Source organism: Mesorhizobium sp. CNPSo 4684 (assembly GCF_057784315.1).
Map to the genome: position 1 here is coordinate 88,935 of NZ_JBWLUX010000024.1, position 25,928 is coordinate 114,862.

A 25,928-nucleotide genomic window follows, 5' to 3' on the forward strand; every position below is an offset into this window, starting at 1 on the left:
TACGTCTGCAACGTCCAAAACCCGCCCGTCCACGTTTGACTGGCCCTTTTCTGGAGGTACTATGTTCGACCCCAAGAAGCTTCTCGACGACCTGCTCGGCTCGCAAGTCCCCGGCACCACCGGCACCGTCCGCGACAAGGCAGGACAGGCCGTGCAGATGGCCAAGGACAATCCGCTGGCCGCCGGTGCGCTGGCCGCGGTGCTGCTTGGGACCGGCACGGGACGCCAGGTGACGGGCACCGCCATCAAGCTCGGCGGACTGGCCGCGATCGGCGGCCTCGCCTACAAGGCCTACCAGAACTACAAGGCCGGCAATGCCCCCGAGCAGGCGCCGGCCGCCGGCCAGCCGGAATTGCTGCCGCCGCCCGCCGACACCGGCTTCCATCCTTCGCAGGCGCCGCAGGGCGAGGATGAGTTCACGCTGACGCTGGTGCGGGCGATGATCTCGGCGGCGAAGGCCGACGGCCATATCGACGACGAGGAACGCGAAAAGATCGCCGGCAAGCTCAAGCTCGCCGGCGTCGGTTCCGATGCCGAAAAATTCCTGTTGGCCGAGCTGGACAGCCCGCTCGATCTCGACACGCTGGTCGCCGGCGCCAAGACCGATGAGCAGAGGCTCGAGCTCTATACGGCGTCGCGGCTGACCATCGATCCCGATACGCGCGCCGAACGCGGCTATCTCGACCTGCTCGCCGGCCGGCTCGGCCTGCCGGATGCGCTGGTCGACCATGTCGAGGCGACCGTGTCGGCGGCCAAGGTGCCGGCCCCGGCCGGGACCGCGCCGAACCCGCGCTGGTAGGAAGCGCGGCCGGGCTGGAAATGCGTTAACGTCTCGTTTACCGAGGAAGCGCATGATTCTAGCAGTCGGATCGGCTTTTCCTCCTCCCAAGCCCGGTTCAGATCAGGGCGGTCGCCAATGACCGCCCTTTTTGTTCAGCCGATCACAGGTTGTTCGGCTTGCCATGATCCCCGTCATTTGCGATGCCTCGGTGCATTCGGATGCATCCCGATCTGTGCCGGGGATGCGCGGTGCGCAGGAGCAAAATCATGACAGCCCTCACAGAGAAAACCGCGATCGTCACCGGCGCCGGCACCGGCATCGGCAAGAGCGTCGCCACGGCGCTGCTCAAGGCAGGCTGGAACACCGTGTTCTGCGGCCGTCGCAAACAGGTGCTCGACGCCGCGATCGCTGAAGCCGGCAAGACGGATGCCAAGGCGCTGGCAGTCGCCTGCGACATCAGCAAGGCCGGCGAAGTCGATGATCTATTCGAGACGGTGGCGGCGGCTTTCGGGCGCGTCGACCTGCTCTTCAACAATGCCGGCCTGAGCTACAAATCAACACCGATCGACGAAATCCCGGTCGAGGTCTGGAACGACATTGTCGGCGTCAATCTCACCGGATCGTTCCTGTGCGCCCGCGCCGCCTTCGGCGCCATGCGCAGACAAAAGCCAATGGGTGGCCGCATCATCAACAACGGTTCAGTGTCGGCCTATGCGCCGCGGCCGGGTTCAGTGCCTTACACCGCGACCAAGCACGCGATAACAGGGCTGACCAAGACGCTGGCGCTCGACGGGCGACCCTATGACATCGCCTGCGGCCAGATCGACATCGGCAATGCGCTGACCGACATGGTGCAGGCGATGACCGTCGGCGTGCCACAGGCCAACGGCTCGATCGCCCCCGAAGCGGTGATGGACGTCCAGCGCGTCGCCGATGCCGTCGTCCACATGGCCAGCCTGCCGCTCGACGCCAATGTGCTGTTCATGACGGTGATGGCGACGAAGATGCCATTTGTGGGCAGGGGGTAGTGCAGGTCATCACAGATGGCGAAGTTGCGGGACTTACTTACCCCAGCTGTTGACCGGGTGTGGCGTTCGGCAATTCGCGACCAGGGCTTTCAGCGAGCAGGCCGTCGTGATTTCATCCGAGTTTGCGGCGGCATCCTGCACGAGTTCAATTTCCAGATTTCGGCGTTCGGATCGCGCGACTTCTGCGTCAACGTCGCTGCGTTTAGCATTGCGGGCAATGACATGCCTGTTCTTCAGCCTGGTTTTCGGCTGGCGGCGCCTGATGGCGCCGACGTCTGGTTGCCGTCAGCGTCCGCTGACGATGCAGAAAAATCGGCCATCGCGATGCTTCAGCTTGCGATCGATCAAGCGTTGCCCTTTTTTGCGGAGAACAGCAGCTACCAACAGCATGCCCGATATTTGCTCGGCCAGCGCTGGGGATCAGAACACCACCGATGGTTTCAAATCGGAGGCGCCGAGGCCGGGTCCGCTGAGAAGGCCCGGGCGACCGAAGCTCTTAAAACTGCAATCTCGTACTACATCGCTGACGGGCGAGAGTGGTGCGCCGTCTGTATCGAACGCGCGGAAACGCTCATCAGCGCTATCGAATCTGACCGACACAACGAACTTCTCGAACATTGGTACAACCGAAACAGTCGGATTCATCGGCTCCATTAGCGCGAAGGCCACCGGATTATCTCTAGGCTTTTTTCTTCAAAAACGCCTCGATCCGTTCCAGCGCGCGCAAGATGTTCTCTTCGGAATTGGCGTAGGAGAGCCTGATATAGCCTTCGCCGAGAATGCCGAAATCGGGGCCGCCGATCAGCGCCACGCCGGCATCCTCGAGCAGCGCCGAGGCAAGTTTCTTGGCCTTCCAGCCGGTCTTGGAGACATTGGGGAAAGCATAGAAGGCGCCCTTGGGCGTGATGCAGGACACGCCGGGCAGAGCATTCAGCCCCTCGACCACGATCTTCCTGCGGTTGTCGAAAGCGCGCATCATCTTGTCGACATCGTCCTGCGGGCCGTCGATGGCCGCGATGCCGGCGAACTGGCTGGGGGCGTTGACGCAGGACCAGCAATTGACCGCCAGCTTGCGCACCTTGTCGTAGAGATGGGCGCCCTTGTCGCCGTTCGGCCAGATCGACCAGCCCATGCGCCAGCCCGTCATCGCCCAGGTCTTCGACCAGCCATTGAGCACGATCAACCGGTCGCGGATTTCGGGGAAATTGAGCAGCGAAAAATGCGTCTCGTCGTCATAGGTCATGACGTCGTAGATCTCGTCGGAGAGGATGGCGACCTGCGGGTGCTTCTCCAGTCCCTTGACCAGCTTCTCGATCTCGGGGCGCGGTGTCACGCCGCCGGTCGGGTTGGCTGGCGAGTTGAGGATCAGGAGCCTGGTCTTCGACGTGATCAGCGCCAGCGTCTCCTCAGCCGAGAAGGCAAAGCCGTTCTCCTCGCGGATCGGCACGGGAATGGGTGCAGCGCCGGTGAATTCGATCATCGAGCGGTAGATCGGAAAGCCGGGATCGGGATAGAGAATTTCGGCGCCCGGTTCTCCGAACATCAGGATGGCCGCGAACATGGTCGGCTTGCCGCCGGGCAGGATCATCACATTCTCGGCCGAGACCTCGACGCCGGTGGTGGTCAGCGTGCGCCGCACCACCGCCTCGCGCGTCGCCAACAGGCCGTTGGCAGGGGTATAGCCGTGGTGGCCGTCGCGCAGGGCCTTGATCGCTGCTTCGACAATGTGCTGCGGGGTTTTGAAGTCGGGCTGGCCAATGCCGAGATTGACGATGTCGCGGCCTTGTTGAGCCAGCGCCGTCGCCCTCGCGAGCACGGCAAAGGCGTTTTCCTCGCCGAGACGGTCGAAGGCCGAAATCGTGTGGAGCATTTTTCCCGTCCGTGTGGTTCTTACTGTTGGGTCGCGTTTTTGTGAGCGTCTGCTCACAAAAGTCAAACGGATTGGAGTTTACGTGTCTGAAAATCTCAAAGACTGGCAAGCGCGTCCGCGGCCTGAGCGCAAGGCCATCGATGGCCGCTATGTCAGGCTGGAGCCGCTGAGCGCCGAAAAGCATGGCGACGGCCTCTACGAGGCGTCATCCGTGCCCGATATCGACGGCCGCTTTGCCTGGCTGCCCGACTATCCGCCGCAGACCCGCGCCGATTTCCAGCCATGGCTGGACAAGGTCGAGGCAAGTGAGGATCCGCTGTTCTTCACGGTCATCGACAAGGCCAGCGGCAAGGTCGCCGGGCGGCAGACGCTGATGCGCATCGATCCAGCCTATGGAGTCATCGAGATCGGCAACATCTATTGGGGTCCGCTGATCTCACGCAAACCTGCGGCAACCGAAGCGCAGTTCCTGTTCATGAAATACATTTTCGACGGGCTCGGCTATCGCCGCTACGAGTGGAAATGCAACAACCGCAACGAACCCTCGAAACGCGCGGCGGAACGGTTCGGCTTCAAGTTCGAGGGCATTTTCCGCCAGCATCTTGTGGTCAAGGGTGAAAACCGCGATACCGCGTGGTACTCGATCATCGACAAGGAATGGCCGGCGCTTCGCAAAGCCTACGATGCCTGGCTCGATCCGGCCAATTTCGATGGCGAAGGCCGGCAGAAGCGGCGGCTCGAGGATTTCCGCGCCGAGTTCGGCGCGTAGCAGGAGTTTAGGCGATGGCGCACAGCCATGATCACGGTTCGCACGCTGGCCACAGCCACGGCGCCGGTCATGTGCATGGTTCGACCGACAAGAAACGCGTGCTGATCGCGGCTTGCCTGACCGCCGGCTTCATGGTTGCCGAAGTGCTGGGCGGCCTGCTGACGGGATCGCTGGCGCTGCTGGCCGATGCCGGTCATATGCTGGCCGACTCCATCGCGCTTGGCCTTGCCTGGTATGCCTTCCATCTGGGCGGACGGCCGGCGACGGTGCGCCTCACCTATGGCTTCGGCCGGGTCAAGACGCTGGTCGCCTACACCAACGGCATCGCCATCTTCGCCATCGCGCTGTGGATCATCTACGAGGCCTGGGGCCGCCTGATGACGCCGGCGCCGGTGCTGGGCGGGCCGATGCTGGTGGTGGCGATCGCCGGCCTTCTAGTCAACATCGCATCGTTCTTCGTGCTGCATGGCGGCGACCGCGACAGCCTCAACATGCGCGGCGCCATCCTGCATGTGCTGGGCGACCTGCTCGGCTCGGCGGCGGCGATCGTGGCGGCGCTGGTCATCCTGGCGACCGGCTGGACGCCGATCGATCCGATCCTGTCGGTGCTGGTCTCGGTGCTGATCCTGTCGACCGCCTGGTCGCTGATGCGCGAAGCCGCCCATGTCCTGCTCGAAGGCGTGCCGGCGAGCCTCGACCGCGACCTCATTGCCAAGGACATTGCCGGCACCGTCAAGGGCGTGCGCGAAGTGCATCATATGCATGTCTGGTCGCTCGACGGCTCCAGCAACATGGCGACGTTGCATGCCTGCCTCAACGATGGCGTCGATGCGCATCAGGCGGTCAGCGCCATCAAGAAGCGGCTCGCCGCCGAGCACGGCATCAGCCACGCCACCGTCGAGCCGGAATTCGGCCAATGCGCCGACAGCCATGACGAACACGACCACGATCATGACCACGACCATGGTGCGCCGCCGCATCACGGCCATTACCACTGACAGGGAATTTTCATGGCATTGGCATCCCAGTTGACGAGTTCCCGCGACGGCGGGACGGCATGATGGATCGCGACAACAGAAACGCGCTGATTGCCGCAGCCTGGATCATGCTGCTGTTCGGCATTGCGGCCTACAATCTGCCGACGGTGATGCTGGCGCTCGGCAATGTCTCGACCGTCCTTGCCGGCATCGTCGGCATCGGCTTCGTGCTGGCATTCTTTCTGGTGTTCTGGTTGCGGAGCCGCAGCCAGAACAAGGGCAAATAAGAGGCTTTTTCGACATGCGCATCCTGATTACTGGCGCGGCCGGCATGGTCGGCCGCAAACTCATCGCCCGGCTGGCCAAGGACGGCACGCTCAACGGCCGCAAGATCACGGCGCTCGACCTGCACGACATCGTGCCGCCGCAGGCGCCGGCGATGGAGGGTGTGAGCATCGCCACGCATACCGGCGACCTTGCCGACGCCGGTGCCGCCGTGAGCCTGGTCGCTTCACGCCCCGACGTGATGTTCCATCTCGCCGGCATCGTGTCGGGCGAGGCGGAAGCCAATTTCGATCTCGGCTACCGCGTCAACCTCGATGGCACCAGGGCGCTGTTCGACGCCGTGCGGCTGGCAGGCTTTGCACCACGCCTCGTCTTCACCTCATCGATCGCCGTGTTCGGGGCGCCGTTCCCGGATGTCATCCCGGATGACTTCCACCCGACGCCGCTGACCTCCTATGGCACCCAGAAGCAGATGAGCGAGGCGCTGCTGGCAGACTATTCCAGGCGCGGCTTCTTCGACGGCATCGGCATCCGGCTGCCGACTATCTGCGTGCGGCCCGGCAAGCCGAACAAGGCGGCTTCGGGCTTCTTCTCGGGCATCATTCGCGAGCCGCTCAGCGGCCAGGAGGCGATCCTGCCGGTGCCGCGTTCGGTGCTGCACACCCATGCCAGCCCGCGCTCGGCGGTGAATTTCCTGATCCATGCCGCGGGGATCGATGGTGCCGCAGTCGGGCCGCGCCGCAACCTCACCATGCCCGGCGTTGCCGTCACCGTCGGCGAGCAGATCGAGGCGCTGGAACGTATTGCCGGCGCCGAAGTCGTGAAGCTGATCCGCGAACAGCCCGACGAAACGATCTGGGCAATCGTCAAGGGCTGGCCGACGCGCTTCGAGGCGCGGCGCTCAAGAGACCTCGGCTTCAGCGCCGAAAAAAGCTTCGATGAGATCATCCGTGCCCATATCGAGGATGAGCTGGGCGGGAAGATAGCGGGTCAGGGCTGACCCGTTAGCGTCAAACGCTGCCGGCCAGGCTCGCCGACAGGAGCAATAGTCCGAACAGGAAGACGAAGGCGGCGCCGCCGATCTCGACGAACGTATGGATGCGGTTGCCCATGCGGCCATCGCCGGCGAAATAGACCGCCCAGTTCTTGGCCGTCACCGCAATCGTTGCCAGCGCCGAGACGGTGATGGCGGTGCCGAGCGACATTGCCAGCACCGACAGCAGGCCGCCCAGCCACAGGCCGTTGAGCAGCGCGAAGCTGAGCACAATCAGCGCGCCGGAGCAGGGGCGGATGCCGACAGCGGCCACAGCCGACCACGCCGTGCGCCAGTCGAAGCGGTCGCCCGACAGCAGCGCCGGATCGGGCGCATGCGAATGGCCACAGGTGTCGCAGACCTCGCCCGCCGCGTGGTCATGATGGGCGTGGTCGTGATGGGAATGATCGTGCGCAGCGTGATCGTGATGGTCGTGGTCATGGTCGTCATGCACATGCAGGGCATGCGAATGCGCATGCGCCGCATGGCTGTGAGGAGCATGCGAGTGACCGGCGTGAGAATGGCCGGCATGGCCGCCATGGGAATGACCGGCATGGGCGGCCGACAGGCTGTAGGCGGGCGCCTTGCCGAACCAGCGCAGGACCGTTGGCCCGAGCTTGCGCCACAGCAGCCAGGCGCCGAACAGAGTGACGAAGATATAGCTCATGATCTCCATGAACCAGGCCGCGTCGGTCATCGAGATGGCGGTGCCGCGCAACACGAAATAGGCAAGCAGCATCACCACGACCGCGGTCAGGCCCTGCAGCAGCGCCGAGACGAAGGACAACAGGATGCCGCGCTTGAGCGCCACTTCATTGGCCACCATGTAGGACGAGATCACCGCCTTGCCGTGGCCGGGGCCGGCGGCGTGGAAAATGCCGTAGGCGAAGGACAGGCCTATCAGCAGCCACATCTTGCTGCCGTCCTCGCGCATCGCTTTCATCGCCATGGCCAGCGCGCGATAAAATTCCTGCTGCCTGAGATTGATCCACATCAGGATGTGCGCGAACAGTCCGGTGGTCGGCGCCATGCCGTCATTGACGCCGATGCCGAGCGAACTTTGGGCGTGGGCCTGCCCGAGAAAGTGCGTCATCACCAGGGCAGCGGCCACGAGGCCGAACGCCAAACGCAGGGACGGTTTCATCACCGGATCTATCCTTCTGGCGGGCAGTTCAGTTCGAGCTTGGTGGCGAAGATCTTGCTCATGTCGGTGCCTGTCGGGTCGTTGAAGAAAGCTTCCGTCAGGGTCTTCTGGTTTTCCTTGATAGCCTCGTCCGGATCGGGCCGGATGACCTTGCTGGTGCAGTTCGAGGGCAGGCCTTCGACGGTGATGTTGGAATCCTCGGTGAAATCGATGGCCGTGTAGAAGGTCGGATCGTAGACACCGAAATCGATCTTGCCGGCGAGCTTGATCGGCTCCTTCGGCTCGGATTCGAACAGGATGATCAGCTGGTCATTGTCGAAATTGGCCATCAGGTGCGGCGGCGGCGTCATCGGCACGTCCTTGCCGTTGACGGTGACGAGCTGGAAATAGTTGAACTCGGCCAGCGAGGCATGGACGGTGTCGGCGACATCCTTCAGCTCCTTGTCGTCAAGCTTCAGGTCGGAGTTCTTGTCGAACTCCATCATCACCGTACTCGAAAACAAATCGTCGAAGCGCCAGAGGTGGCGCAGCGCTTTCACACTTTGGTGATCCGGCGAGAGGATCACGTCGAGGCGGGCCTCGGCAAAGACGTGAGGATGCGCGCCAGCCGCTCCGACGGCGGCAAAAGGCGCCGCCAAGGCCGAAGCCAGCATGATTGCGTGCTGTTTCAAGTGCATTCTCGGTCGCTGTTCCATCGGCCTCGGAGAGATTTCGAGAGGTTACCAGAAAGCGGGCGAAATTGGGACCGCGACAGAGCTAAGACAGGTCAGGCGCCTTCGCGGTTCTTGAACCACTGCACCAGGAAATCGACGAAAACGCGGACCTTGGCCGGCAGATAACGGCGATGCGGATAGACGGCGAAAATGCCGCTGCCCGACTGGATGCGGTCGTCGAGCAAGGACACGAGCTCGCCCGATGCGAGGTCGGGGGCGGCGATGAAATCGGGCAGGATGGCGAAGCCCAGGCCCGACACGGCGGCGGCACGCGCGGCCATCGGACTGTTGACCTCGATCGGACCCGACACATTGACGCTGACCGACTCCTCGCCCTCGCCCTTGAAGCGCCAGTTGGCGAGCGAACGGCCATTGGTGTCGACGATGCAGGGCATGTTGGCAAGATCCTGCGGGCGCGTCGGCTTGCCGTGCTTGGCGATCAGTTCCGGCGATGCGCACAGCCTGACCGAAAATGGTCCAAGGCGTCGAGCGATCAGCGAGGAGTTTTCCAGCCGCGAGATGCGTACCGCAAGATCGAAACCCTCCTCGACCAGATCGACAAAACGGTCGTCGAGATGGATGTCGAGCACGATGTCGGGATGCTGCTTGGCGAAGTCGATCAGCGACTGGCCGATCGGCGCATCGGCAAAGGTGCGTGCCGCGGACAGCTTGATCCGGCCGCGCACATCGCCGGAGGACTCGCGCACGGCGTCGGCCAGGCTGTCGACCTCACGCACGATTTCCGAAGCGCGGCTGTAATAGGTATGGCCGGCCTCGGTCATCGAGAACTGCCGTGTGGTGCGGTTGAGCAGCAGCGCGCCGAGTTCGTCTTCGAGTTCGCGCACATATTTCGACAGCAGCGCCTTGGAGCGGCCGATCTTGCGCGCAGCGGCGGAAAAACCTTCGGCCTCGACGACGTCGATGAAGGCGCGCATGCGGGTCAGTGTGTCCATGGATCAGGCCTTTCGTGCCGTATCGAGAAGCCGCCGGCCGAGCCGTATCAGGGCAATGTCGCTGCCGGGAGGGCCGAGAAGCGAGAGGCCGAAAGGGGCGCCGTCGACCGAGCCCAGCGGCAGGGTGATTTGCGGAAAGCCTGAAAGACCCGAAAGACACAAAAGATGCAAGGCCCTTTCGCGGTAGGCCTGAAGCTGCTGTGGCTCGCCTTTGACCAGAGGCGCGGGGCCTGGAACCGTCGGCAGGACCAGAAATCCGTCCTGGTCGAGCAGGGCGGCAAGCTCGGAGCGGAAGGTCAGGCGGCGCACCGCCTCGGCCTGCACCGTCTTGGCGTCGATCGTCCGGCCAAAGCCAAAGCGTTCCTCGACGCCCGGCCCGAGATGGCGCTCGCCCGACACGATCCAGGCGCCGTGCTGCTGCCAGGCTTCGGCGGCCTGCAGCCGGCGAAAGCACCAGTAGAGCTCGTCGGGGACGGAAGCGAAGACGTATTCCACCGGCTTCGGTTCACCGACCACAGTGGCCGCCAGCGCTCTCATCCCGGCATATTCGGCTGCCTCGTCCGGGCCTGCCACGAAGGCGTCCAGCCAGCGGATCGAAAGCGGCCGGTTGAGCGGGTGCTGGTGCGGGTCGCGGCGGAGCAGCAATTTGCCGATCGTCTCATAGGTTTCGATGTCGTCGGCGAACCAGCCGAACGTGTCGAAGCTCGGCGCCAGCTTCATCGTGCCTTCGAGCGAAATGCGGCCATGCGTGGTGCGCAGCCCGATCAGCCCGCAAAAGCTCGCCGGCGCGCGGATCGAGCCGCCGGTGTCGGATCCGGTGGCGATGTCGGCAAGCTTGCCCGCCACTGCCGCCGCCGAGCCAGACGACGATCCGCCGGTGACGCGATCGGGTGCTACCGGGTTCACCGGGAACGGAAAATGCGCGTTCTGGCCCATCAGCGAGAATGCGAACTCGTCGGTCTGCGTCTTGCCGATGAAGCGCGCGCCGGCATCGAGAATCATCTGCACGGCGGGTGCGGTGCTGGAGGCTGCGTGCGCCTCGTTGAACTTCGCCAGATTGCCGCAACCGGTACGGTAGCCGGCGACGTCGTAAATGTCCTTCACGGCCAGCCTGAGCCCGGCCAGCGGCCCCAGTTCCGCATTGGCGACCGGCATTCGACGCAGATTGAGGAAAGCGTTGAGCGGGCCGTGCGTGCCTGTCATCGTTCGATATCCGGATACGGTTGGCGCAGCATTGTTCGATGCCAGAAATTTTACAACCTGGGATACGATTTTTATTGATTGTGAAATCTTTCGATCTTATATCGCGCTTGCCCAAAGTCGCACGTGCCTGTGGGTGTCCGCCGATCCTCGAATGGTGAGGGAAATCGGTAAGGTAACTGGAGCCAACCCCTCCAGTCGGTCTAGCGGCCAACCGCCAGCCCGAGGACACCTTGAAGCAACGACGGTGCGGGCCTTTCTGGTTCTCTTCCGGTTGTCCAAAGACCGGGGTTACTAAAGAGGCACACCTTCATTGCCGGCAGTGCGGACGGGTCTCCCATCCAAGCCAAGGCAGACAAAGCGAACCGAGGCCGGGCAAGGCCAAGGTTCATCGCCGCGAGACGGCGTTTCATGGTTCCGGGGTCTCCACCGGCTGGTTCCATGAATTCGACGTCCCGCCTTTGTTTGACTGCGTGTTCGCGAGGCCGACAGCCCGCGTCCGCACCCTTGTGCGCGCCGAAAGGCGCTATGGAGAGACCCCGATGGCCACCCAGCGCATCCTCGACTTCCTCGCCACCCGACGTCCGTCCGGCCCCTGCCTCGTCGTCGACCTCGATGTCGTGCGCGACAATTTCCGCGCCTTCGAAAAAGCGCTGCCCGATTCCAGGATCTACTATGCGGTGAAAGCAAACCCGGCGCCGGAAATCCTGCGCCTCCTTGCTGCGATGGGCTCGTCCTTCGACACCGCTTCCGTTGCCGAAGTCGAGATGGCGATGGACGCCGGTGCGCCGGCGGACCGCATCTCCTTCGGCAACACCATCAAGAAGGAGCGTGACATTGCACGCGCCTACCAGCTCGGCATCCGGCTGTTCGCGGTCGATTGCGTCGAGGAGGTCGACAAGATCGCTCGCGTCGCTCCCGGCGCGCGCGTGTTCTGCCGCGTCCTGACCGATGGCGAAGGCGCCGAATGGCCGCTGTCGCGCAAGTTCGGCTGCGTGCCGGCGATGGCCGTCGACGTGCTGCGCCATGCCAAGACGCTCGGCCTCGACGCCTATGGCGTGTCGTTCCATGTCGGCTCGCAGCAGACCGACCTGACGGCTTGGGACCGTGCGCTGGCCGACGCCAAGAAGGTGTTCGCCACGCTTGCCGATGAAGGCATCGTGTTGAAGATGGTCAATATGGGCGGCGGTTTCCCGACGCGCTATCTGCGTGACGTGCCGGCGGCCCAGGCCTATGGCCAGGCGATCTTCTCGGCCCTGCGCAAGCATTTCGGCAACGCCATCCCGGAGACCATCATCGAGCCGGGCCGCGGCATGGTCGGCAATGCCGGCGTCATTAAGTCTGAAGTCGTGCTGATCTCCAAGAAGGCCGACAACGACAATATGCGCTGGGTGTTCCTCGACATCGGCAAGTTCGGCGGTCTGGCCGAGACGATGGACGAGGCGATCCGCTACCCGCTCGTCACGCGCCATGACGGTTCGGAGACGGCGCCTTGCGTGCTCGCCGGCCCGACCTGCGATTCGGCCGACGTGATGTACGAGAAGACGCCGTATCCGCTGCCCTTGTCGCTGACCATCGGCGACGAGGTGCTGATCGAAGGCACCGGCGCCTACACGACCACCTACTCGGCGGTCGCCTTCAACGGCTTCGAGCCTCTCCGATCCTACGTGATCTGACGGTTCGAAAGGACCGATCAGATCATCCCATGTGGGCGTTTGTCGCCCACTTGGGTTCGCCTGTGGAACAAGCTCCGCTCGTGAAGGATCGCGGAAATGGACGTTGCAAATTACATTGACGGTGCCGTGGGGATCTCCCCCCTTGAGATGGCCGGCAGGCCAGAAGGGGTCGCCTCGGCTGCCTCGACTTCTTTTGCGATAAGAGGCGTTGGCGCTTCACGCGCGGCGACCCCCTCTGTCGCCTTCGGCGACATCTCCCCCTCGAGGGGGGAGAATAGCCGCGCCATTGTCATCGTCGCTGAAACTGCGGCCGACATTGCATCGCGCGAGGCACTGCTTGACGATGCCATGGGCCCGATGCGGCGCAAGAAATCGTCGGAGAAGCTGCGGCGCGGCCGCCGGCCTTCCGAAGGCCTCGCCTTTGTCGTGCGCGATGCGGCGGGCGCGGTTGTCGGCACCGTGCGGCTGTGGGATGTGAGGGTGGGCGAGGGCGGTCCGGCAGCGCTGCTGCTCGGCCCGCTTGCCGTTGACCCGGCGCTAAAGAATGCCGGCATCGGCTCGGCGCTGATGCGCCATGCGCTGGCCGAGGCCGCGCGTCTCGGCCATGCTGCGATCCTGCTGGTCGGCGATGCGCCTTACTATGGTCGCTTCGGCTTTTCGGCTGACAAGACGGGCGCGCTGGCGATGCCAGGTCCGTACGAGCGGCACCGCCTGCTGGCGCTGGAGCTGGTCGAGGGCGCGCTCGACGGCGCGCACGGCACGGTGAAGGCGGCCGGGCGCAAGCTCAAGGCGCTGCCGCTGACCTTCGCGGCGTAAAGCCTTCGGCTTTCTAGGGCGCAAAAGCCTGGGGTCGACAAAAGCAAAACGCCGCCTGATGGGCGGCGTTTTGCTGTTGCGACGGGATCAGCCGAGCAGCTGGCTGAGCGCCATGGCGACCGTCATGTCGCCTTCGACCTTTATCTTGCCGGACATGAACGCCATGGTCGGGTTGAGGTCGCCGGCGATCAGCGAATCCAGATCGTCGAGCGACAGTTTGACGGTGCAGTCGGTCGGTGCGTCGGTAGTCGAAATGGTTGCGCCGTCGATGACGATGACGCCGTCGCTGCCGGTATCGAACTTCACCGAGTGTTCAAAACCGGCGCTCGCCACGCGCGACTTGATCTTCTCGGCAATCTCCTGAACGCCCATGCTGTTCTCCTCGTCTCGTTGCGTTTTGCCACGCGTCAGTGCCGGCCTCTGCCGAAGTCGCTCTCTCGCGCGTGCCGCGATCCTGGTCGCTTGGCGCATATAGCTTCGAGTTGACGTAAACGTCAACGCGGTGCGTCATCTCGTTTCAGTCGGAAGGGACAAAGGCGAAGGGAACATTCCCTCCTGCGGTGGGGTCAGTGCTCGGCGGCCGGTTTGGCCGGCTCGCCCTGGGCCGATTCCGCCGCGGCCGTTTCGGTCGGCGTGGCCGGGTCCTTGCGGCGGCGCATGGCGTTGTCGCGGATCTCGTCCTTGGTCAGGAAGTTGACCTGGTCGATCAGCACTTCGTGCACCAGGTCGGCGCCGACGCGGGCATTGACGGTGTCGCGTATGGCCTTGCGGAAGACATCGAGATCGATGGTTTCCTTCTTGGTGAAGTCGATTTGCGGGTTGGAGTAGAGATAGGAATAGACCTGATCGGTCATCAGCGCTTCGGCCGGGATCGACATCTTCTTTATCTCGGCCGGCTCGACCGTGTAGACGAGCTTGGTGAGGAAATAGCCGTCGATCCTGGAATTGCGGATCAGCGGCACCGAGATGATGTCGGTCTTGACGTAGTCGAGACCGCCCAGCATCGGCTTCGGCGTTTCGCCGACGCCGCGCTCGCCGGCCGCCTGGAACGAATAGAACACGGCGCCCAGCGTGGCGGCGCAAATCCAGATCGCGGCGGCGATGAATTTGATCACCGGCTGTTCCCGCCTGTCGTCGAGATCATCAGCTCGCCCATCCGAATTCGCCGGCCGAGTAGGTGCCGTCGGCTTCGGCGCGCTGGATGGCGTTCTTCAACAGCGTCGCGACCTCGTTGACCGCGTTGAGGTGGGCGAGGATCGCAGCCTCGTTCTTCGCCAGCTTCTGGCGCAGCCGCGCCAGGCTGTCGCGGTGCTCTTCCAGGAACTCGATCTCGTTGGCGCCCTTCATGGCGCGGGTCAGCTCGTAGAGGTAGCGGCTCTTGCGGGCGTTCGAGGCCTTGAGGTCATAGCTTGTGTCGTTCTTCAGACCCGCCGTCTCTTCCTCGACCGCCTCCTCGATGCGGCCGATGATGGCGGCTAGGTTGCCCGGCCGTGCAAGGGGGATCGGCGCCTCGGAAGTACGTGCCGGCAGGTTGGAAGAGAATTTTGAAAAATCGGCCATTGAAAATCCTGGTCTAGATCTTGATGTCGGTTTTGATGGTCGTCTCGTCGCCGGTCATCGACCGTGCGGCCTTGCGCTGCAATTCCTCGACCAGCGAGGTGGAGAGCCGGGTCTGCTGGTCGATCTCGGTCTTGTGCGGCCCGGTTGACACTGGGCCGATCGGCACGGTGCGCTTGCCGTCCTTGTAATGGTCGGCCAGCAGCGATTTGGCGATGCCGATGCCGCCGCGCTCGGCCATGACGTCGGCCACGCGCTCGGCCAGCTGCGATTTCCACATGTCGCCGGCCAGCCCCTTGCCGTAAACGCCCTCGGTGTCCTTGGGCAGCATGTTCTGGATGAAGGTCTGCAGGACCATCGCCTCGAACTTCTTGAACTTGTTGGCGGGATCGGCGCCTGTAGCGGCCTTGTCGGCCGTGGCGCGCGACAGGATCGAACCGGCGTCGACCGAAGCCGCCATGTCGACAGAGAAAGTACCGCCAACGCCATTGGCCCGCTTGGTGAGCGCGGCACGGGCAGCCTCGATATCCGTCGGGTCGACGGCTCGGGCAACATCGAGAACGATGTCACTGGGTGGAGAAATCGCCAAGAAGTCCGCCTCTTTGCCGGGTTTCCTGAGCGACCATGCCGCAACAAGCTTGTGGCAGGCTTGCGCGGGAGAGGGCGGAATGCAGGCGTGTTGGCAGCCTAAACTGGTCGTCGTTCCAGTTCCTCCGTCGAAACCTCATAGATCTCATCCGCAGTCGGCTTAATCGCTCGAGCCGCAATAGATTGCGTTCACACTCTATATGAGGTATAGATTATGCACGTAATCTAAAAACCGGAGATGACGATGCGCGTGAGTCGGACCCAAGCTGCGGAAAACCGCCAAGCCGTGATCAATGTGGCAAGCCGTCTTTTTCGGGAGCGAGGCTTTGACGGCATCGGCCTCAAGGATCTGATGAAGGGTGCCGGACTGACCCAAGGCGCCTTTTACAAGCAATTCGCGTCAAAGGACGACTTGGCTGCGCAGGCATCAAGGCGGGCGATGGAGAGCGCCACCCACCGGTGGTCGGCCGCAACAGCAGCAAACCCCGAGAATCCGCTCGACGCAGTGATCTCGTTCTATCTCAGCATGGATCATCGCGAAGAAAAGATGGACGGCTGCCCGGTCGTTGCACTCGGCTCGGATGCTGCCAGACAGGGTGCCGACGTGAAGGCGTCATTCGAAGCCGGGATCAAGGAGTACCTTGAGATGCTCGGCAGTTGGGTTGGCGAGGCCGACGGCGACGAGGCCGGCGGCAACGCCATGGCCATTCTCTCGACAATGGTCGGCGCGGTGCTGCTCTCGCGGGTCGTCAACGACCTGGGCCTCGCGCAGGCTTTTCTGAATGCGGCGACCGACCAGGTTCGCGAAGCAGTCACTGCTTGAGCGGTGTGGACAGCGCTGTCGGCGCACCCAAGTGATAGGAGAATAGATGCGACGGATTGTGGTTACAGGCATGGGGGCGGTCACGCCCCTTGCTGCCGATGTTGAAGCGTCCTGGTCGCGTCTCCTGGCCGGCCGCTCGGGCATCCGGAGGCTTCCGGACGATGTGGTGGGCGACCTGCCCGCGAAGGTCGGCGGGGTGGTGCCCTCCATAGAAGAAGATCCGGACGCTGGTTTCGATCCGGATGCCGTCCTGCCGCCGAAGGATCAGCGCAAGGTAGATCGGTTCATTCTCTTTGCGCTGGCGGCGGCGGAAGAGGCGCTTGTGCAGGCAAAATGGAAGCCGGGCTCGGAAACGGACCGCCTGCGCACGGCCACGATCATCGCTTCAGGGATCGGCGGATTTCCCGCCATCACCGAGGCGGTGCGCACCGTCGACCTGCGTGGCGTCCGCCGCCTGTCGCCCTTTACGGTGCCGTCCTTCCTGGTGAATCTTGCTGCAGGCCACATCTCGATCCGCCACGGCTTCAAAGGCCCACTCGGCGCGCCGGTGACGGCGTGCGCGGCCGGCATCCAGGCGATCGGCGATGCGGCTCGTCTTATTCGCGCCAATGAAGCCGATATTGCCGTGTGCGGTGGGACGGAAGCATGCATGAATATCGTCAGCCTCGGTGGGTTTGCCGCGGCACGCTCTCTTTCGACCTCCTTTAATCACCGTCCTGATGAGGCCTCCCGACCGTTCGACAAGTCGCGCGACGGCTTCGTCATGGGCGAAGGAGCCGGCATTCTGGTCATCGAGGAATTGAGGCATGCGCTGGCGCGCGGCGCAAAACCGCTCGCCGAGCTCGTCGGCTACGGGACGACCGCGGATGCTCACCACGTCACTTCTGGTCCTGAGGACGGCGACGGTGCGCGCCGAGCCATGGAGATCGCAATTGCGCAAGCAGGGATTTCGCCGCGCGAGGTTCGCCATCTCAATGCGCATGCGACCTCCACGCCAGTAGGCGACCTGGGTGAGATCGAGGCAATCAAGAGCGTGTTCGGGCGCGATTACGCGATAGCAGTCAGCGCAACGAAATCGGCGACCGGACACCTGCTGGGCGCGGCTGGCGGGCTTGGTGCCATCTTCGCGATCCGGGCGCTCAGGGATCAGGTCGCCCCGCCGACCCTCAATCTGGGCGCGGCCGATCCGGCCGGCGACGGAATCGACTTCGTCGCAAACGAGCCCCGGCCAGTGGAGATGGAGTACGCGATCTCCAATGGATTCGGCTTTGGCGGCGTGAATGCCAGCGCCTTGTTCAGGCGCTGGAACCACCCGGTAGCCTGACGCGAGCGCCAGAGGCAGTCATGACTGCCGCCCTCTGCTCCGACCGCTCCGACCTTTCATGCTTCTCCAACTCCGATCCAACGCAAAGAAGGAAATGATTTCCATGAACAAGACCAATCCTGGCGTCGCCCTCGTCACAGGGGCATCCTCCGGCATCGGACGCGCAACCGCCGACACCCTACGGAACGCCGGCTTTCACGTATTCGGAACCAGCCGTCGCACGGCCTCCAAACAATCCGACGGCGTTACCATGCTGACCTGCGACGTGACCGACGACGCGTCCGTTGCGAAAATGGTCGATGACGTTCTGGCCAAGACCGGACGCATCGACCTGCTTGTCAACAATGCCGGTATGGGTCTGTTTGGCGGCGCGGAGGAGTCCTCAATCGCACAGGCTCAGGCGCTGTTCGAAGTGAATGTCTTCGGCGTTTTCCGCGTGACCAACGCGATCCTGCCGGCAATGCGACGCCAAGGAAAGGGCAGAATCGTTAATTTGAGTTCGGTCCAGGGGTTTATCCCCGCCCCCTATTTCGCGCTTTATTCGTCGACCAAACATGCCGTCGAAGGCTATTCCGAATCGCTCGATCACGAATTGCGCCCGTTCGGCATTCGCGTTTCGTTGGTGGAGCCCGCCTATACCCGCACGTCATTCGAGGACAATCTCGCCGCCCCCGATCAGTTGCTTGATATTTATGATTCCGCCCGCGCTGGCATGACTGTAGCCGTGCGGAAAGCGATGGAAAAAGGCGATGCGCCCGAAGTGGTAGCCCAGACCGTTTTGGCCGCTGCGATCGATCCCACTCCGAAGAAACGCTACGCGGCGGGAAAAATGGCGCGCCAGGTCAGTCTCCTGCGCCGTTTCGTCCCCGCGTCCGCATTCGACAAAAGCCTGCGAAAGCAGCTCGGGCTCCCGGTCTGACGAAAGGACATCAAGAAAGCAAAGACTCTCGCCGCCTACTCCTGCCCCCGCTTCTGGGCGATCAGATCCAACCGGTCGCGGTCGGAGCGTTCGCGCTCGTCCTGGCGGCGCACGTCCTTGTAGGCGCGCTCGACCATGTTGGTGCGCGCCGTCGCGGTGGCGATCAGCCCGACCTCCCGCTTGGCGCTTTCCAGGCTGGATTCCTGGCGCACCAGCGCGTTGGCGATGCGGCGATGGTAAAGGTCGGGAAACAGGACCGCCATCGACCCGTCGGCGTCGAAATGCTGGACCAGTTCCTTGGCCTCGGTCTCGGCGGATGCCGCCGCCGCCAGGAAACTAGCGTGGCGGGTCTCGTGCAGCGCCTTCAGCTGCTCCTGCACCTGGACCAGCTTCTTCAGCCGTTCCTTGCGCGTTGTCATCTCACCTCGCCAGCGTCAGGTCGACGAAGCCGTCGACGAACAGCGACAGCATGGTGCCGATGGCGAAGTAGAAGATGATCATGCCGCCGGCAATGACGAAGGGCAGCGAGATGAAATAGACCGGGATCTGCGGCGTCAGCTTGTTGACGAAGCCGATCGTCAGGTTGACCAGAATGGCATAGGCGACGAACGGGCTGCCGAGCCGGAGGACCAGGAAGAAGGCGTCCGACACCGTGTCGGTGAGATCGACCAGGGCGGCCTGCGGGTTGAAGAAGACGTTGACCGGCGCCACCGTGTAGGAGGCAACCAGCGCGCGAATGATCTCGTGGTCGAAATCGAAAACGAAGAGCAGCAGCAGCGCCGAAAACGAGATGATGGCGGCAAGGGCCGCCTGCGGTTCCGGCTCCTCGATTGCGGGGCCGCCGGTGCCGCCATAGCCGATCAGCATGGCGATGGCCGAGCCCATGAAGCGCAGCGCCTCCATGTAGAGCCTGGTCATGGCGCCGATCAGCCCGCCGACAAGCAGTTCGGAAATGATCATCGGCGCCAGCACCTGCGGACGCGCATCGACGAAGGGAAAAATCTTGTCCCACAGGAAGGCGAGCAGGCCACCGGTGGCGGCGATCGACACGAACAGCCGCACCTGGACCGGTACGCGGGCGCTGGACAGGCCCGGCATCAGCATGAAGCAGGCGCCGATGCGGCAGAAGGCGAGGAAGGCGGCGATGACGACGCCTTGCGACAGTATGTTCACGAGATCGTCCCGAGCACCTTGATCTCGACGCCCTTGGCGATTTCGACATGGGAGAGCACCGGCAGGGTGGTGAACAGGCGCTCGATGATCATGCGCACATAGGGCCGGGCATCGGGGGCGGTGACGAGAACGAAACGCTCGCCGGCCTCGAGATGTTTGCGGATCGCCTTGGTCGCGTCCTGGCCGAATTCCTCGAGCTGGCGCGGGTCGATGTCGAATTCGCGCACCTCGCCCTTGGCGTCGCGCTTGAGGCTTTGGTGGAAGGCGAGGTCCCAGCGGTTGCCGAGGCGCAGCACCTTGAGCATGCCGCCTTCGGAGAGATCGCCGCAGATCTGCTGCGCCATGCGGATGCGGACATGCTCGACGATCTGCTCGGTGCGGCGCACATGCGGCGCGATCTCGGCGATGGCCTCGATGATCAGGTGCAGATTGCGGATCGAGACGCGCTCGGCGAGCAGCAGTTTCAGCACCGCCTGCAGGCCGGGATAGGAGATGTGCGAGGTGCAGATCTCGTCGGCGAGCTTGCGGTATTCCGGATCCTGGCGTTCGAGCAGCGCCTTCATGTCCTTGTAGGACAGAAGCTGCGGCAGGTTGTTACGGATCACCTCGGACAGATGGGTGAGCAGCACCGACATATTGTCGGCAAAAGTGTAGTTCTCGCGCTTCAGATCCTCGGCAAAGGTTTCGAGCACCGAGAAGGCGCGCATGCCGAAGGCCGGCTCACGGATTTCCTCGCCGGGAACGTCGGGCAGGTCGCGGGTGCCGAGCAGCACCATGATCTCGCCGACACGCATCTGGTATTCGGCGACGACGGTGCCATGGACCTTGATCTGGTAGCTCTTCGGCGGGATGCCGAAATCGTCGGCGACGCGCACTTCCGGCACGACGAAGCCGTATTGCGTGGCGAACTTCTTGCGCATCTTGGCCATGCGGAAGACCAGTTCCTGGTGCGACACCAGCAGCCGCGTCGACAGCTGCTTGCCGATCAAAAGTTCGATCTCGGCGGTGGTGAGCGAAGCCTTGACCGAGTTTTTCTCCTCCTCGACCTTGTTGGCCTTTTCCTGGTCCTTGAGCGCTTCGACGGCGGCAGCCTCACGGTTGGCACGCATCGGGATGACGTAGCCGAGGCCGGCCATGCCGGCGGCCAGCGTGAAGAACGGGAAGAACGGCAGGCCGGGCATCAGGCCGAGCAGGACGAGCAGCGAGGCCGCGACGTAGAGCGCGCGCGGATGGGCGCCGAGCTGGCCGAACACCGCCTGGTTGGTCGAGCCGCGCGTGCCGCCCTTGGAGACCAGCAGGCCGGCGGCGAGCGATACGATCAGCGCCGGAATCTGGGTGACGAGGCCGTCGCCGACCGACAGCTTGATGAACACGTCGGCGGCTTCGCCCATGCCCATGCCGTGCCTGATATAGCCGATGGCGATGCCGCCGACGATGTTGATGGCGGTGATGATCAGGCCGGCGATGGCGTCGCCGCGGACGAATTTCGAGGCGCCGTCCATCGAGCCGAAGAAGGAGGATTCTTCCTCCAGTTCGCGGCGGCGCAGTTGCGCGGTCTTGTCGTCGATCATGCCGGCCGACAGATCGGCGTCGATCGACATCTGCTTGCCGGGGATGGCATCGAGGGTGAAGCGGGCGCCGACTTCGGCGATACGGGTGGCGCCCTTGGTGATGACGATGAAGTTGACCACGATAAGGATCATGAAGACGATCAGGCCGATGACGAAATCGCTGGCCATCACCAGTTTGGAAAAACCGGCGATGACATAGCCGGCGGCGTGCGTGCCCTCATTGCCGTGCGACAGGATCATGCGCGTGGTGGCGATGTTGAGGGATAGCCGCAGCATGGTGGCGATGAGCAGCACGGTCGGGAAGGACGAGAAATCGAGTGGCCGCTGGATCCACAGCGCCACCATCAGGATCAGCACCGACAGCGCGATCGAGAAAGCGAGTCCGATGTCGATGAGGAAGGCCGGGATCGGCAGGAACAGCACGGCCAGGATGATGACGATGCCGATGGCGAAGAAGACATCGCGGCCGTTCTTGGCCACTGTTCCCGTCGCTAAGCTTTCGCTGATCGCCATATCGTCCCCGAGCCATGGACTGCCCGAACATGAGGGCAGCCCTTCGAGCCTAACCGGCCAAGCTTGCGCGAGGGTGGGAGGACTGGTTACTTGCCGCGAAGACAGAGGCCTTGAGGAGAACGATCATGCTGGTGATCATCGGTACCATCCGACTGCCGGCGGAGAGGCTCGACGAAGCAAGGCCGGCCATGCAGCGCATGATCTTGGGCAGCCGCACTGAACCCGGCTGCATCGACTATTCCTATGCGCAGGACGTGCTCGACGCCGGGCTCATCCATGTCACGGAGGTGTGGAGCGACAGGGAAGCGCTCGACGCGCATTTCCGCTCGCCGCACATCGCCGACTGGCGGGCGAGCTGGGCAGCGCTCGGCATCGGCGAGCGCAACCTCATGCTTTATGAGGCCGGCGAGCCCAAGCCGACTTGAGGACTAGGCAACAGCTGGAGATGGCCTAGCAGGCATTGACCTGTCTGCAGGACCAACCGCCGCCATCGGTATCGTGGCAATCTTCATAGCTGCCGTAGCAGGTGTTTGTCGAATTGCGATACCAAGGATAGCCGCCAGGACAGCAGACATCTTGTTGTGCAGTCTGGATAAATTCCTTTGCCGGTCGGCTTTGGTTTTCCGGATTGCCTCCCGACAAAAGAGACGTCGGGTGTGACACAGACCTAACCGGCATATCCACGCTTGAATTGCTTACGGCAGACGAGCTCAAGAAAATCATGCCAACAGCTAATGAAAAAAATCCCCGCGCACTCATGTTCTCCTCCTCGAGGGAAATAGAGACGGGCAAAAATACCATAGTTGCGTCGATTGCGTAAGCGACCGCTCATATAGCCCGCAAGGGACTGAAGCGGGGCGGCGAGCCTGGCTGATCGGCAGTGCGGTCAAGGTCGGCCGGCTTGCTCGCCTGGGCGAAGGAGCTGCCGTCTTTCGCGGCTCGCCGCAACGCCAAAATGGCGCCACAAGCAGTCGGCATTGCGATTGCCACGCAATGCCGCCGGGCGTATCAGCCACGGCAGCTTTCATCCCTCGCACCCGGCGAGCCGCTCCGTTGCCTAATGAACCCCAGGTCTATGCCCGTCGCCTGCGCGCGGTGCTGATCCGATCGGTCCCGCTGCTCGAGGCGCGCGGCATTGTCATCGTTGCCCTGGCCGGTGCCGTCGGGGTGATCTCGGCAGTGCTGGTCACCGGCATGAGCGAGGCCGTGCAGGGCCTGCATTTCCTTTTGTTCAGCGTCCAACCCGGCGGCCGGCTGTCGGGGATGTTTTCCCTGCAAAGCCCGTTCCAGGCGCTGATTCCGGCGATCGGCGGCATCCTGCTCGGCCTCACGGTGATCTGGCTGCGGAAGCGGAAATTCCGCACCCCGGTCGACCCGATCGAGGCCAATGCGCTGTACGGCGGACGCATGTCGCTTACCGACACCTTCATCATCGCCGGGCAGACGATGATCTCCAGCGGCTTCGGCGCTTCGGTCGGCCTGGAGGCCGGCTACACGCAGGTCGGCTCCGGCCTGGCGTCGCGGCTGGCGCGTGCGTTCAGGCTACGCCGCAACGATGTGCGCATCCTGGTCGGCTGTGGCGCGGCCGGCGCCATCGCCGCTGCCTTCGATGCGCCGCTGACCGGCGCCTTTTACGGCTTCGAGCTGATCATCGGCATCTATTCGGTCGCCAATGTCGCTCCGGTGATGACTGCCGCGATCTGCGCGTCGCTGACCGCCGAGATGTTCGGCGTCGTGCCGTTTCCGATGGAACTCTCCGGCTTGCCGGAGCTGACCGCCAGCCAGTATCTGCCGTTCCTGCTGCTCGGGTTGCTGGGCGGTGCGGCCTCCATCGCCATCATGCATCTGGTCAGCCTGGTCGAGCGTGGCTTCGCGCGTCTGGCAATCGACGGTTCGCTTCGCCCGGTCATCGGCGGCGCCGCCGTCGGGCTGCTCGGGCTGATCACGCCGCAGGTTCTGTCCTCAGGCCATGGTGCGCTGCATCGCGAATTCGCGATGAATTACGGCCTCGCCGTCGTCGCCACCGTCTTCGTGCTGAAGCTCGCGGCGTCGGCGATCTCGCTCGGCTCCGGCTTTCGCGGCGGCCTGTTCTTTGCCTCGCTCTTCCTCGGCGCGCTGCTCGGCAAGGCCTTTGCGGGCGTGATGGCGATCATCTCGCCGGCGACCGGCATCGACTCTTCCGTCGCCGCCGTTGTCGGCATGACGTCGCTTGCCGTGGGCGTCGTCGGCGGGCCACTGACCATGACCTTCCTGGCGCTGGAATCGACCCGCGACCTGACGTTGACCGGCGTCGTGCTGGCGGCCTCGCTGATGGCGGCGATCCTGGTGCGCGAAACCTTCGGCTACTCCTTCTCTACCTGGCGTTTTCACCTGCGCGGCGAGACCATCCGCAGCGCTCATGATGTCGGCTGGATGCGCAATCTGACGGTCGGAAAAATGATGCGCCAGGATGTTCGCACGGTCGATGCCGCAAAGACGCTTGCCGCGTTCCGCAAGGATGTGCCGCTGGGCTCGGCGCAGCGCGTCATCGCCGTCGATGAGGACCAGCATTATGTCGGCGTGCTGATCGTCGCGGAACTGCATAGCGACCCGTCCGACGGCGAGGCGCCGGTGTTGGCGCTGGCCAAATTCACGGATGCGGTGCTGGTGCCGACCATGAACGTCCAGTCCGCCGCCGAAACCTTTCAGCGCGCCGGCGCCGAGGAACTGGCCGTGGTCGAGGATTTCGACAACCGCGTCGTGCTCGGCCTGCTCACCGAGAGCCATCTGATGCGGCGCTATGCCGAAGAACTCGACAAGGCGCGGCGCGACCTGTCCGGCGAGGAGTAGTGCCTACCGACTGCCTTTTCCCACCAGCGAATGGCCATGACGGCGATGAGAAGAGCCACATAGGGCCAATAGTAGACGTCGTGGACTGCGCGTTTGCCCTCGGCAATCAGAAATGTGAGCCATATGTCGTAGCCGCCGACGGTGTGAAGGATGCGCCACGCGCGTGGTCCGAGCCACGCAGCCGTGCGATCGAAGGACGTCGCGGCCATGGCAATGATGAACAGATAGGCAAGGCCGCCGAAGACGAACATCGCCGTATCGGTGGCGTCGTCGAACTGATCCGGACTCGTCTGCGCGAAAACGAACAGGGCGACCGCATGGACGCCGTGCGAAAAAGCAAAGGCCAGTCCGGTCTGGCGCCGATGGCGGCGCAGGAACAGCGTGGATGCACTTGGCAGGTGGCGCGCGAGCGCCGATGCCGAAAAGGCGATGCAGAACAGGATGAGCGACGTCTGGGCGGTGAGCCGCACGACCCCACGGACGGATTCGACCGAGAAATCGCCGCGAAATGCGACAAGCCCGGACAGGGCAAGAATGATCGCGGCCAAAAGCCAGAACAGCCACCAGCGGCTCGTTGCCTTGGTTGCAAGGGTTGGTACGACGGTGTCCATGGAGTCCTCCCGATCAGATTATGTAATCACTACTTACATTAATCGGCTGCCGTTGCAATCCGGAAGTAAGTCGTGCTTGCATTAATCGCGGGATTGTGATGACGGGAAGGCTGGGGACAGGGGCATGACGACGCAACGCAAGACCTATCATCACGGCAGTCTACGGCAGGCGTTAATTGACGCCGCCCTTGCCATTGCCAGGGAGGATGGCGTCGATCAGGTGACAGTGCGTGAAGCCGGCAAGCGGGCCGGCGTGTCATCAGGAGCGCCGTTCCGGCATTTTCCGACCAAGACCGCGCTGATGACCGCTGTGGCCGAAGAGGCGATGCGCCGGTTTCGCGCCGGGATTTCGGTCGAGCTCGACAAAGCAGAACGGCTTGACCCGCTGTCGCGCTTTCGGGCGCTGGGGGTCGCCTATCTGCGCTGGGTGATCGACAACCCGACGCATTTCGAGATTATCTCGATGCGCCGGGCGATCGATTTCGATGCCTCCGAGACGCTTGTCGGGCTCAATGAAGAAATCCGCAATCTGATGGTGCGAATGCTGGAGGACGCGCGCGCGGCCGGGCAGTTACGGAAAGCCGACATCGAGGGCGTTCCGCTGCAGGCACGTGCGCTGGTCTACGGTCTCGCCCGCATGTGGATCGATGGTCAGTTTGCCCAATGGGGTGGCGCCGAAAAAGCCGAGTCGCTGATGCAGCAAAGCCTCGATGATTTTCTCGCCTTGCTGGCAAAATAGGCAGGCCGATCTTCGTTGGCCACGCCGAGACCGGTC

Annotated in this window: 29 protein-coding genes; 15 read left to right on the forward strand and 14 right to left on the reverse strand. The window is 63.4% G+C overall.

The window, feature by feature from the left end:
* The first annotated feature begins 61 nt into the window (after positions 1-61).
* From AC04SG_RS21995 to AC04SG_RS22005, 3 genes are all read left to right on the forward strand, one after another.
* Positions 62-799, forward strand: a complete 738-nt coding sequence (locus tag AC04SG_RS21995; RefSeq protein ID WP_352586285.1) for a tellurite resistance TerB family protein — start codon at positions 62-64, stop codon at positions 797-799.
* Positions 800-1,047: 248 nt separating this feature from the next.
* Entirely contained in the window at positions 1,048-1,809 is a 762-nt protein-coding gene (locus AC04SG_RS22000) for an SDR family oxidoreductase (protein ID WP_488552769.1), read from the forward strand.
* Between the two features lie 15 nt (positions 1,810-1,824).
* A complete protein-coding gene (locus tag AC04SG_RS22005; RefSeq protein ID WP_488552770.1) occupies positions 1,825-2,466 on the forward strand; it encodes a DUF4304 domain-containing protein in 642 nt (213 codons plus the stop codon).
* Between the two features lie 22 nt (positions 2,467-2,488).
* On the opposite strand, the gene AC04SG_RS22010 is transcribed toward AC04SG_RS22005, so the two are convergent.
* Positions 2,489-3,679, reverse strand: coding sequence for a pyridoxal phosphate-dependent aminotransferase (locus AC04SG_RS22010; protein ID WP_488552771.1), 1,191 nt, complete (start codon positions 3,677-3,679; stop codon positions 2,489-2,491).
* Positions 3,680-3,761: 82 nt separating this feature from the next.
* On the opposite strand from AC04SG_RS22010, the gene AC04SG_RS22015 reads away from it, so the two are divergent.
* Genes AC04SG_RS22015 through denD form a run of 4 tightly spaced genes read left to right on the forward strand, consistent with a single transcriptional unit; the run spans position 3,762 to position 6,710 of the window.
* Positions 3,762-4,448: a GNAT family N-acetyltransferase gene (locus AC04SG_RS22015; RefSeq protein ID WP_488552772.1), complete on the forward strand. Its 687-nt coding sequence runs from the start codon at positions 3,762-3,764 to the stop codon at positions 4,446-4,448.
* 14 nt (positions 4,449-4,462) lie between these two features.
* A complete protein-coding gene (locus tag AC04SG_RS22020; RefSeq protein WP_488552773.1) occupies positions 4,463-5,446 on the forward strand; it encodes a cation diffusion facilitator family transporter in 984 nt (327 codons plus the stop codon).
* A 59-nt stretch (positions 5,447-5,505) separates the two neighbouring features.
* Positions 5,506-5,712, forward strand: coding sequence for a hypothetical protein (locus tag AC04SG_RS22025; protein WP_488552774.1), 207 nt, complete (start codon positions 5,506-5,508; stop codon positions 5,710-5,712).
* Positions 5,713-5,726: 14 nt separating this feature from the next.
* The gene (denD, locus tag AC04SG_RS22030) at positions 5,727-6,710 is read left to right on the forward strand and encodes a D-erythronate dehydrogenase (protein WP_192254497.1); all 984 of its coding nucleotides are present in this window, start codon (positions 5,727-5,729) and stop codon (positions 6,708-6,710) included.
* A 10-nt stretch (positions 6,711-6,720) separates the two neighbouring features.
* Here denD and AC04SG_RS22035 read toward each other — a convergent pair whose 3' ends face one another.
* The 4 genes from AC04SG_RS22035 to AC04SG_RS22050 form a co-directional block, all read right to left on the reverse strand.
* Positions 6,721-7,887, reverse strand: coding sequence for a nickel/cobalt transporter (locus AC04SG_RS22035; protein ID WP_488552810.1), 1,167 nt, complete (start codon positions 7,885-7,887; stop codon positions 6,721-6,723).
* 8 nt (positions 7,888-7,895) lie between these two features.
* On the reverse strand, positions 7,896-8,564 hold the full coding sequence (locus AC04SG_RS22040; protein WP_488552775.1) for a DUF1007 family protein: 669 nt from the start codon (positions 8,562-8,564) through the stop codon (positions 7,896-7,898).
* Between the two features lie 89 nt (positions 8,565-8,653).
* On the reverse strand, positions 8,654-9,553 hold the full coding sequence (locus AC04SG_RS22045) for a LysR family transcriptional regulator (protein WP_488552776.1): 900 nt from the start codon (positions 9,551-9,553) through the stop codon (positions 8,654-8,656).
* Between the two features lie 3 nt (positions 9,554-9,556).
* Positions 9,557-10,756, reverse strand: a complete 1,200-nt coding sequence (locus tag AC04SG_RS22050; RefSeq protein WP_488552777.1) for an amidase — start codon at positions 10,754-10,756, stop codon at positions 9,557-9,559.
* Positions 10,757-11,295: 539 nt separating this feature from the next.
* Here AC04SG_RS22050 and odc2 point away from each other — a divergent pair.
* Together odc2 and AC04SG_RS22060 are read left to right on the forward strand one after the other, a co-directional pair.
* Positions 11,296-12,429 (forward strand): ornithine/lysine decarboxylase, encoded by a 1,134-nt coding sequence (gene odc2 / locus AC04SG_RS22055; RefSeq protein WP_488552778.1) that lies wholly within the window; start codon positions 11,296-11,298, stop codon positions 12,427-12,429.
* A gap of 252 nt (positions 12,430-12,681) precedes the next feature.
* Complete coding sequence (locus AC04SG_RS22060; RefSeq protein ID WP_352556557.1) at positions 12,682-13,245, forward strand: GNAT family N-acetyltransferase; 564 nt, start codon at positions 12,682-12,684, stop codon at positions 13,243-13,245.
* Positions 13,246-13,332: 87 nt separating this feature from the next.
* Here the strand turns inward: AC04SG_RS22060 and AC04SG_RS22065 are convergent, their stop codons facing one another.
* The 4 genes from AC04SG_RS22065 to AC04SG_RS22080 all read right to left on the reverse strand — a co-directional run bounded on the left by AC04SG_RS22065 (position 13,333) and on the right by AC04SG_RS22080 (position 15,391).
* Positions 13,333-13,617 carry an SCP2 sterol-binding domain-containing protein gene (locus AC04SG_RS22065; RefSeq protein WP_192254487.1) on the reverse strand — a complete coding sequence of 95 codons (285 nt, stop codon included), beginning with the start codon at positions 13,615-13,617 and terminating at the stop codon, positions 13,333-13,335.
* A 194-nt stretch (positions 13,618-13,811) separates the two neighbouring features.
* Positions 13,812-14,360, reverse strand: a complete 549-nt coding sequence (locus AC04SG_RS22070; RefSeq protein ID WP_488552779.1) for a hypothetical protein — start codon at positions 14,358-14,360, stop codon at positions 13,812-13,814.
* 28 nt (positions 14,361-14,388) lie between these two features.
* Entirely contained in the window at positions 14,389-14,805 is a 417-nt protein-coding gene (locus AC04SG_RS22075; RefSeq protein WP_488552780.1) for a hypothetical protein, read from the reverse strand.
* Between the two features lie 13 nt (positions 14,806-14,818).
* Positions 14,819-15,391, reverse strand: coding sequence for a rod-binding protein (locus AC04SG_RS22080; RefSeq protein ID WP_488552781.1), 573 nt, complete (start codon positions 15,389-15,391; stop codon positions 14,819-14,821).
* A gap of 243 nt (positions 15,392-15,634) precedes the next feature.
* On the opposite strand from AC04SG_RS22080, the gene AC04SG_RS22085 reads away from it, so the two are divergent.
* From AC04SG_RS22085 to AC04SG_RS22095, 3 genes are all read left to right on the forward strand, one after another.
* On the forward strand, positions 15,635-16,213 hold the full coding sequence (locus AC04SG_RS22085) for a TetR/AcrR family transcriptional regulator (RefSeq protein ID WP_488552782.1): 579 nt from the start codon (positions 15,635-15,637) through the stop codon (positions 16,211-16,213).
* Between the two features lie 46 nt (positions 16,214-16,259).
* Positions 16,260-17,537, forward strand: a complete 1,278-nt coding sequence (gene fabF / locus AC04SG_RS22090) for a beta-ketoacyl-ACP synthase II (protein WP_488552783.1) — start codon at positions 16,260-16,262, stop codon at positions 17,535-17,537.
* Positions 17,538-17,640: 103 nt separating this feature from the next.
* Positions 17,641-18,456: an oxidoreductase gene (locus tag AC04SG_RS22095; protein ID WP_488552784.1), complete on the forward strand. Its 816-nt coding sequence runs from the start codon at positions 17,641-17,643 to the stop codon at positions 18,454-18,456.
* Positions 18,457-18,491: 35 nt separating this feature from the next.
* On the opposite strand, the gene AC04SG_RS22100 is transcribed toward AC04SG_RS22095, so the two are convergent.
* From AC04SG_RS22100 to flhA, 3 genes are read right to left on the reverse strand one after another with little or no spacing between them, the layout of a single operon-like run.
* Positions 18,492-18,875: a hypothetical protein gene (locus AC04SG_RS22100; protein WP_488552785.1), complete on the reverse strand. Its 384-nt coding sequence runs from the start codon at positions 18,873-18,875 to the stop codon at positions 18,492-18,494.
* 1 nt (position 18,876) lies between these two features.
* Positions 18,877-19,629 carry a flagellar biosynthetic protein FliR gene (gene fliR / locus AC04SG_RS22105; protein ID WP_203278554.1) on the reverse strand — a complete coding sequence of 251 codons (753 nt, stop codon included), beginning with the start codon at positions 19,627-19,629 and terminating at the stop codon, positions 18,877-18,879.
* Positions 19,626-21,713: a flagellar biosynthesis protein FlhA gene (gene flhA, locus AC04SG_RS22110; protein ID WP_192254471.1), complete on the reverse strand. Its 2,088-nt coding sequence runs from the start codon at positions 21,711-21,713 to the stop codon at positions 19,626-19,628. The genes fliR and flhA overlap by 4 nt, the downstream gene beginning before the upstream one ends.
* A 125-nt stretch (positions 21,714-21,838) precedes the next feature.
* Here flhA and AC04SG_RS22115 point away from each other — a divergent pair, with 125 nt between their 5' ends.
* The gene (locus AC04SG_RS22115) at positions 21,839-22,138 is read left to right on the forward strand and encodes a putative quinol monooxygenase (RefSeq protein WP_436261219.1); all 300 of its coding nucleotides are present in this window, start codon (positions 21,839-21,841) and stop codon (positions 22,136-22,138) included.
* A 25-nt stretch (positions 22,139-22,163) separates the two neighbouring features.
* Here the strand turns inward: AC04SG_RS22115 and AC04SG_RS22120 are convergent, their stop codons facing one another.
* Positions 22,164-22,472 (reverse strand): hypothetical protein, encoded by a 309-nt coding sequence (locus AC04SG_RS22120; protein WP_488552786.1) that lies wholly within the window; start codon positions 22,470-22,472, stop codon positions 22,164-22,166.
* Positions 22,473-22,706: 234 nt separating this feature from the next.
* On the opposite strand from AC04SG_RS22120, the gene AC04SG_RS22125 reads away from it, so the two are divergent.
* Positions 22,707-24,542: a chloride channel protein gene (locus tag AC04SG_RS22125; protein ID WP_488552787.1), complete on the forward strand. Its 1,836-nt coding sequence runs from the start codon at positions 22,707-22,709 to the stop codon at positions 24,540-24,542.
* Here AC04SG_RS22125 and AC04SG_RS22130 read toward each other — a convergent pair.
* A complete protein-coding gene (locus AC04SG_RS22130; RefSeq protein ID WP_488552788.1) occupies positions 24,491-25,153 on the reverse strand; it encodes a hypothetical protein in 663 nt (220 codons plus the stop codon). The two genes, AC04SG_RS22125 and AC04SG_RS22130, sit on opposite strands and share 52 nt — an antisense overlap.
* A 124-nt stretch (positions 25,154-25,277) precedes the next feature.
* Here AC04SG_RS22130 and AC04SG_RS22135 point away from each other — a divergent pair, with 124 nt between their 5' ends.
* Positions 25,278-25,892, forward strand: coding sequence for a TetR/AcrR family transcriptional regulator (locus AC04SG_RS22135; protein WP_488552789.1), 615 nt, complete (start codon positions 25,278-25,280; stop codon positions 25,890-25,892).
* The last annotated feature ends 36 nt before the right edge of the window (positions 25,893-25,928 follow it).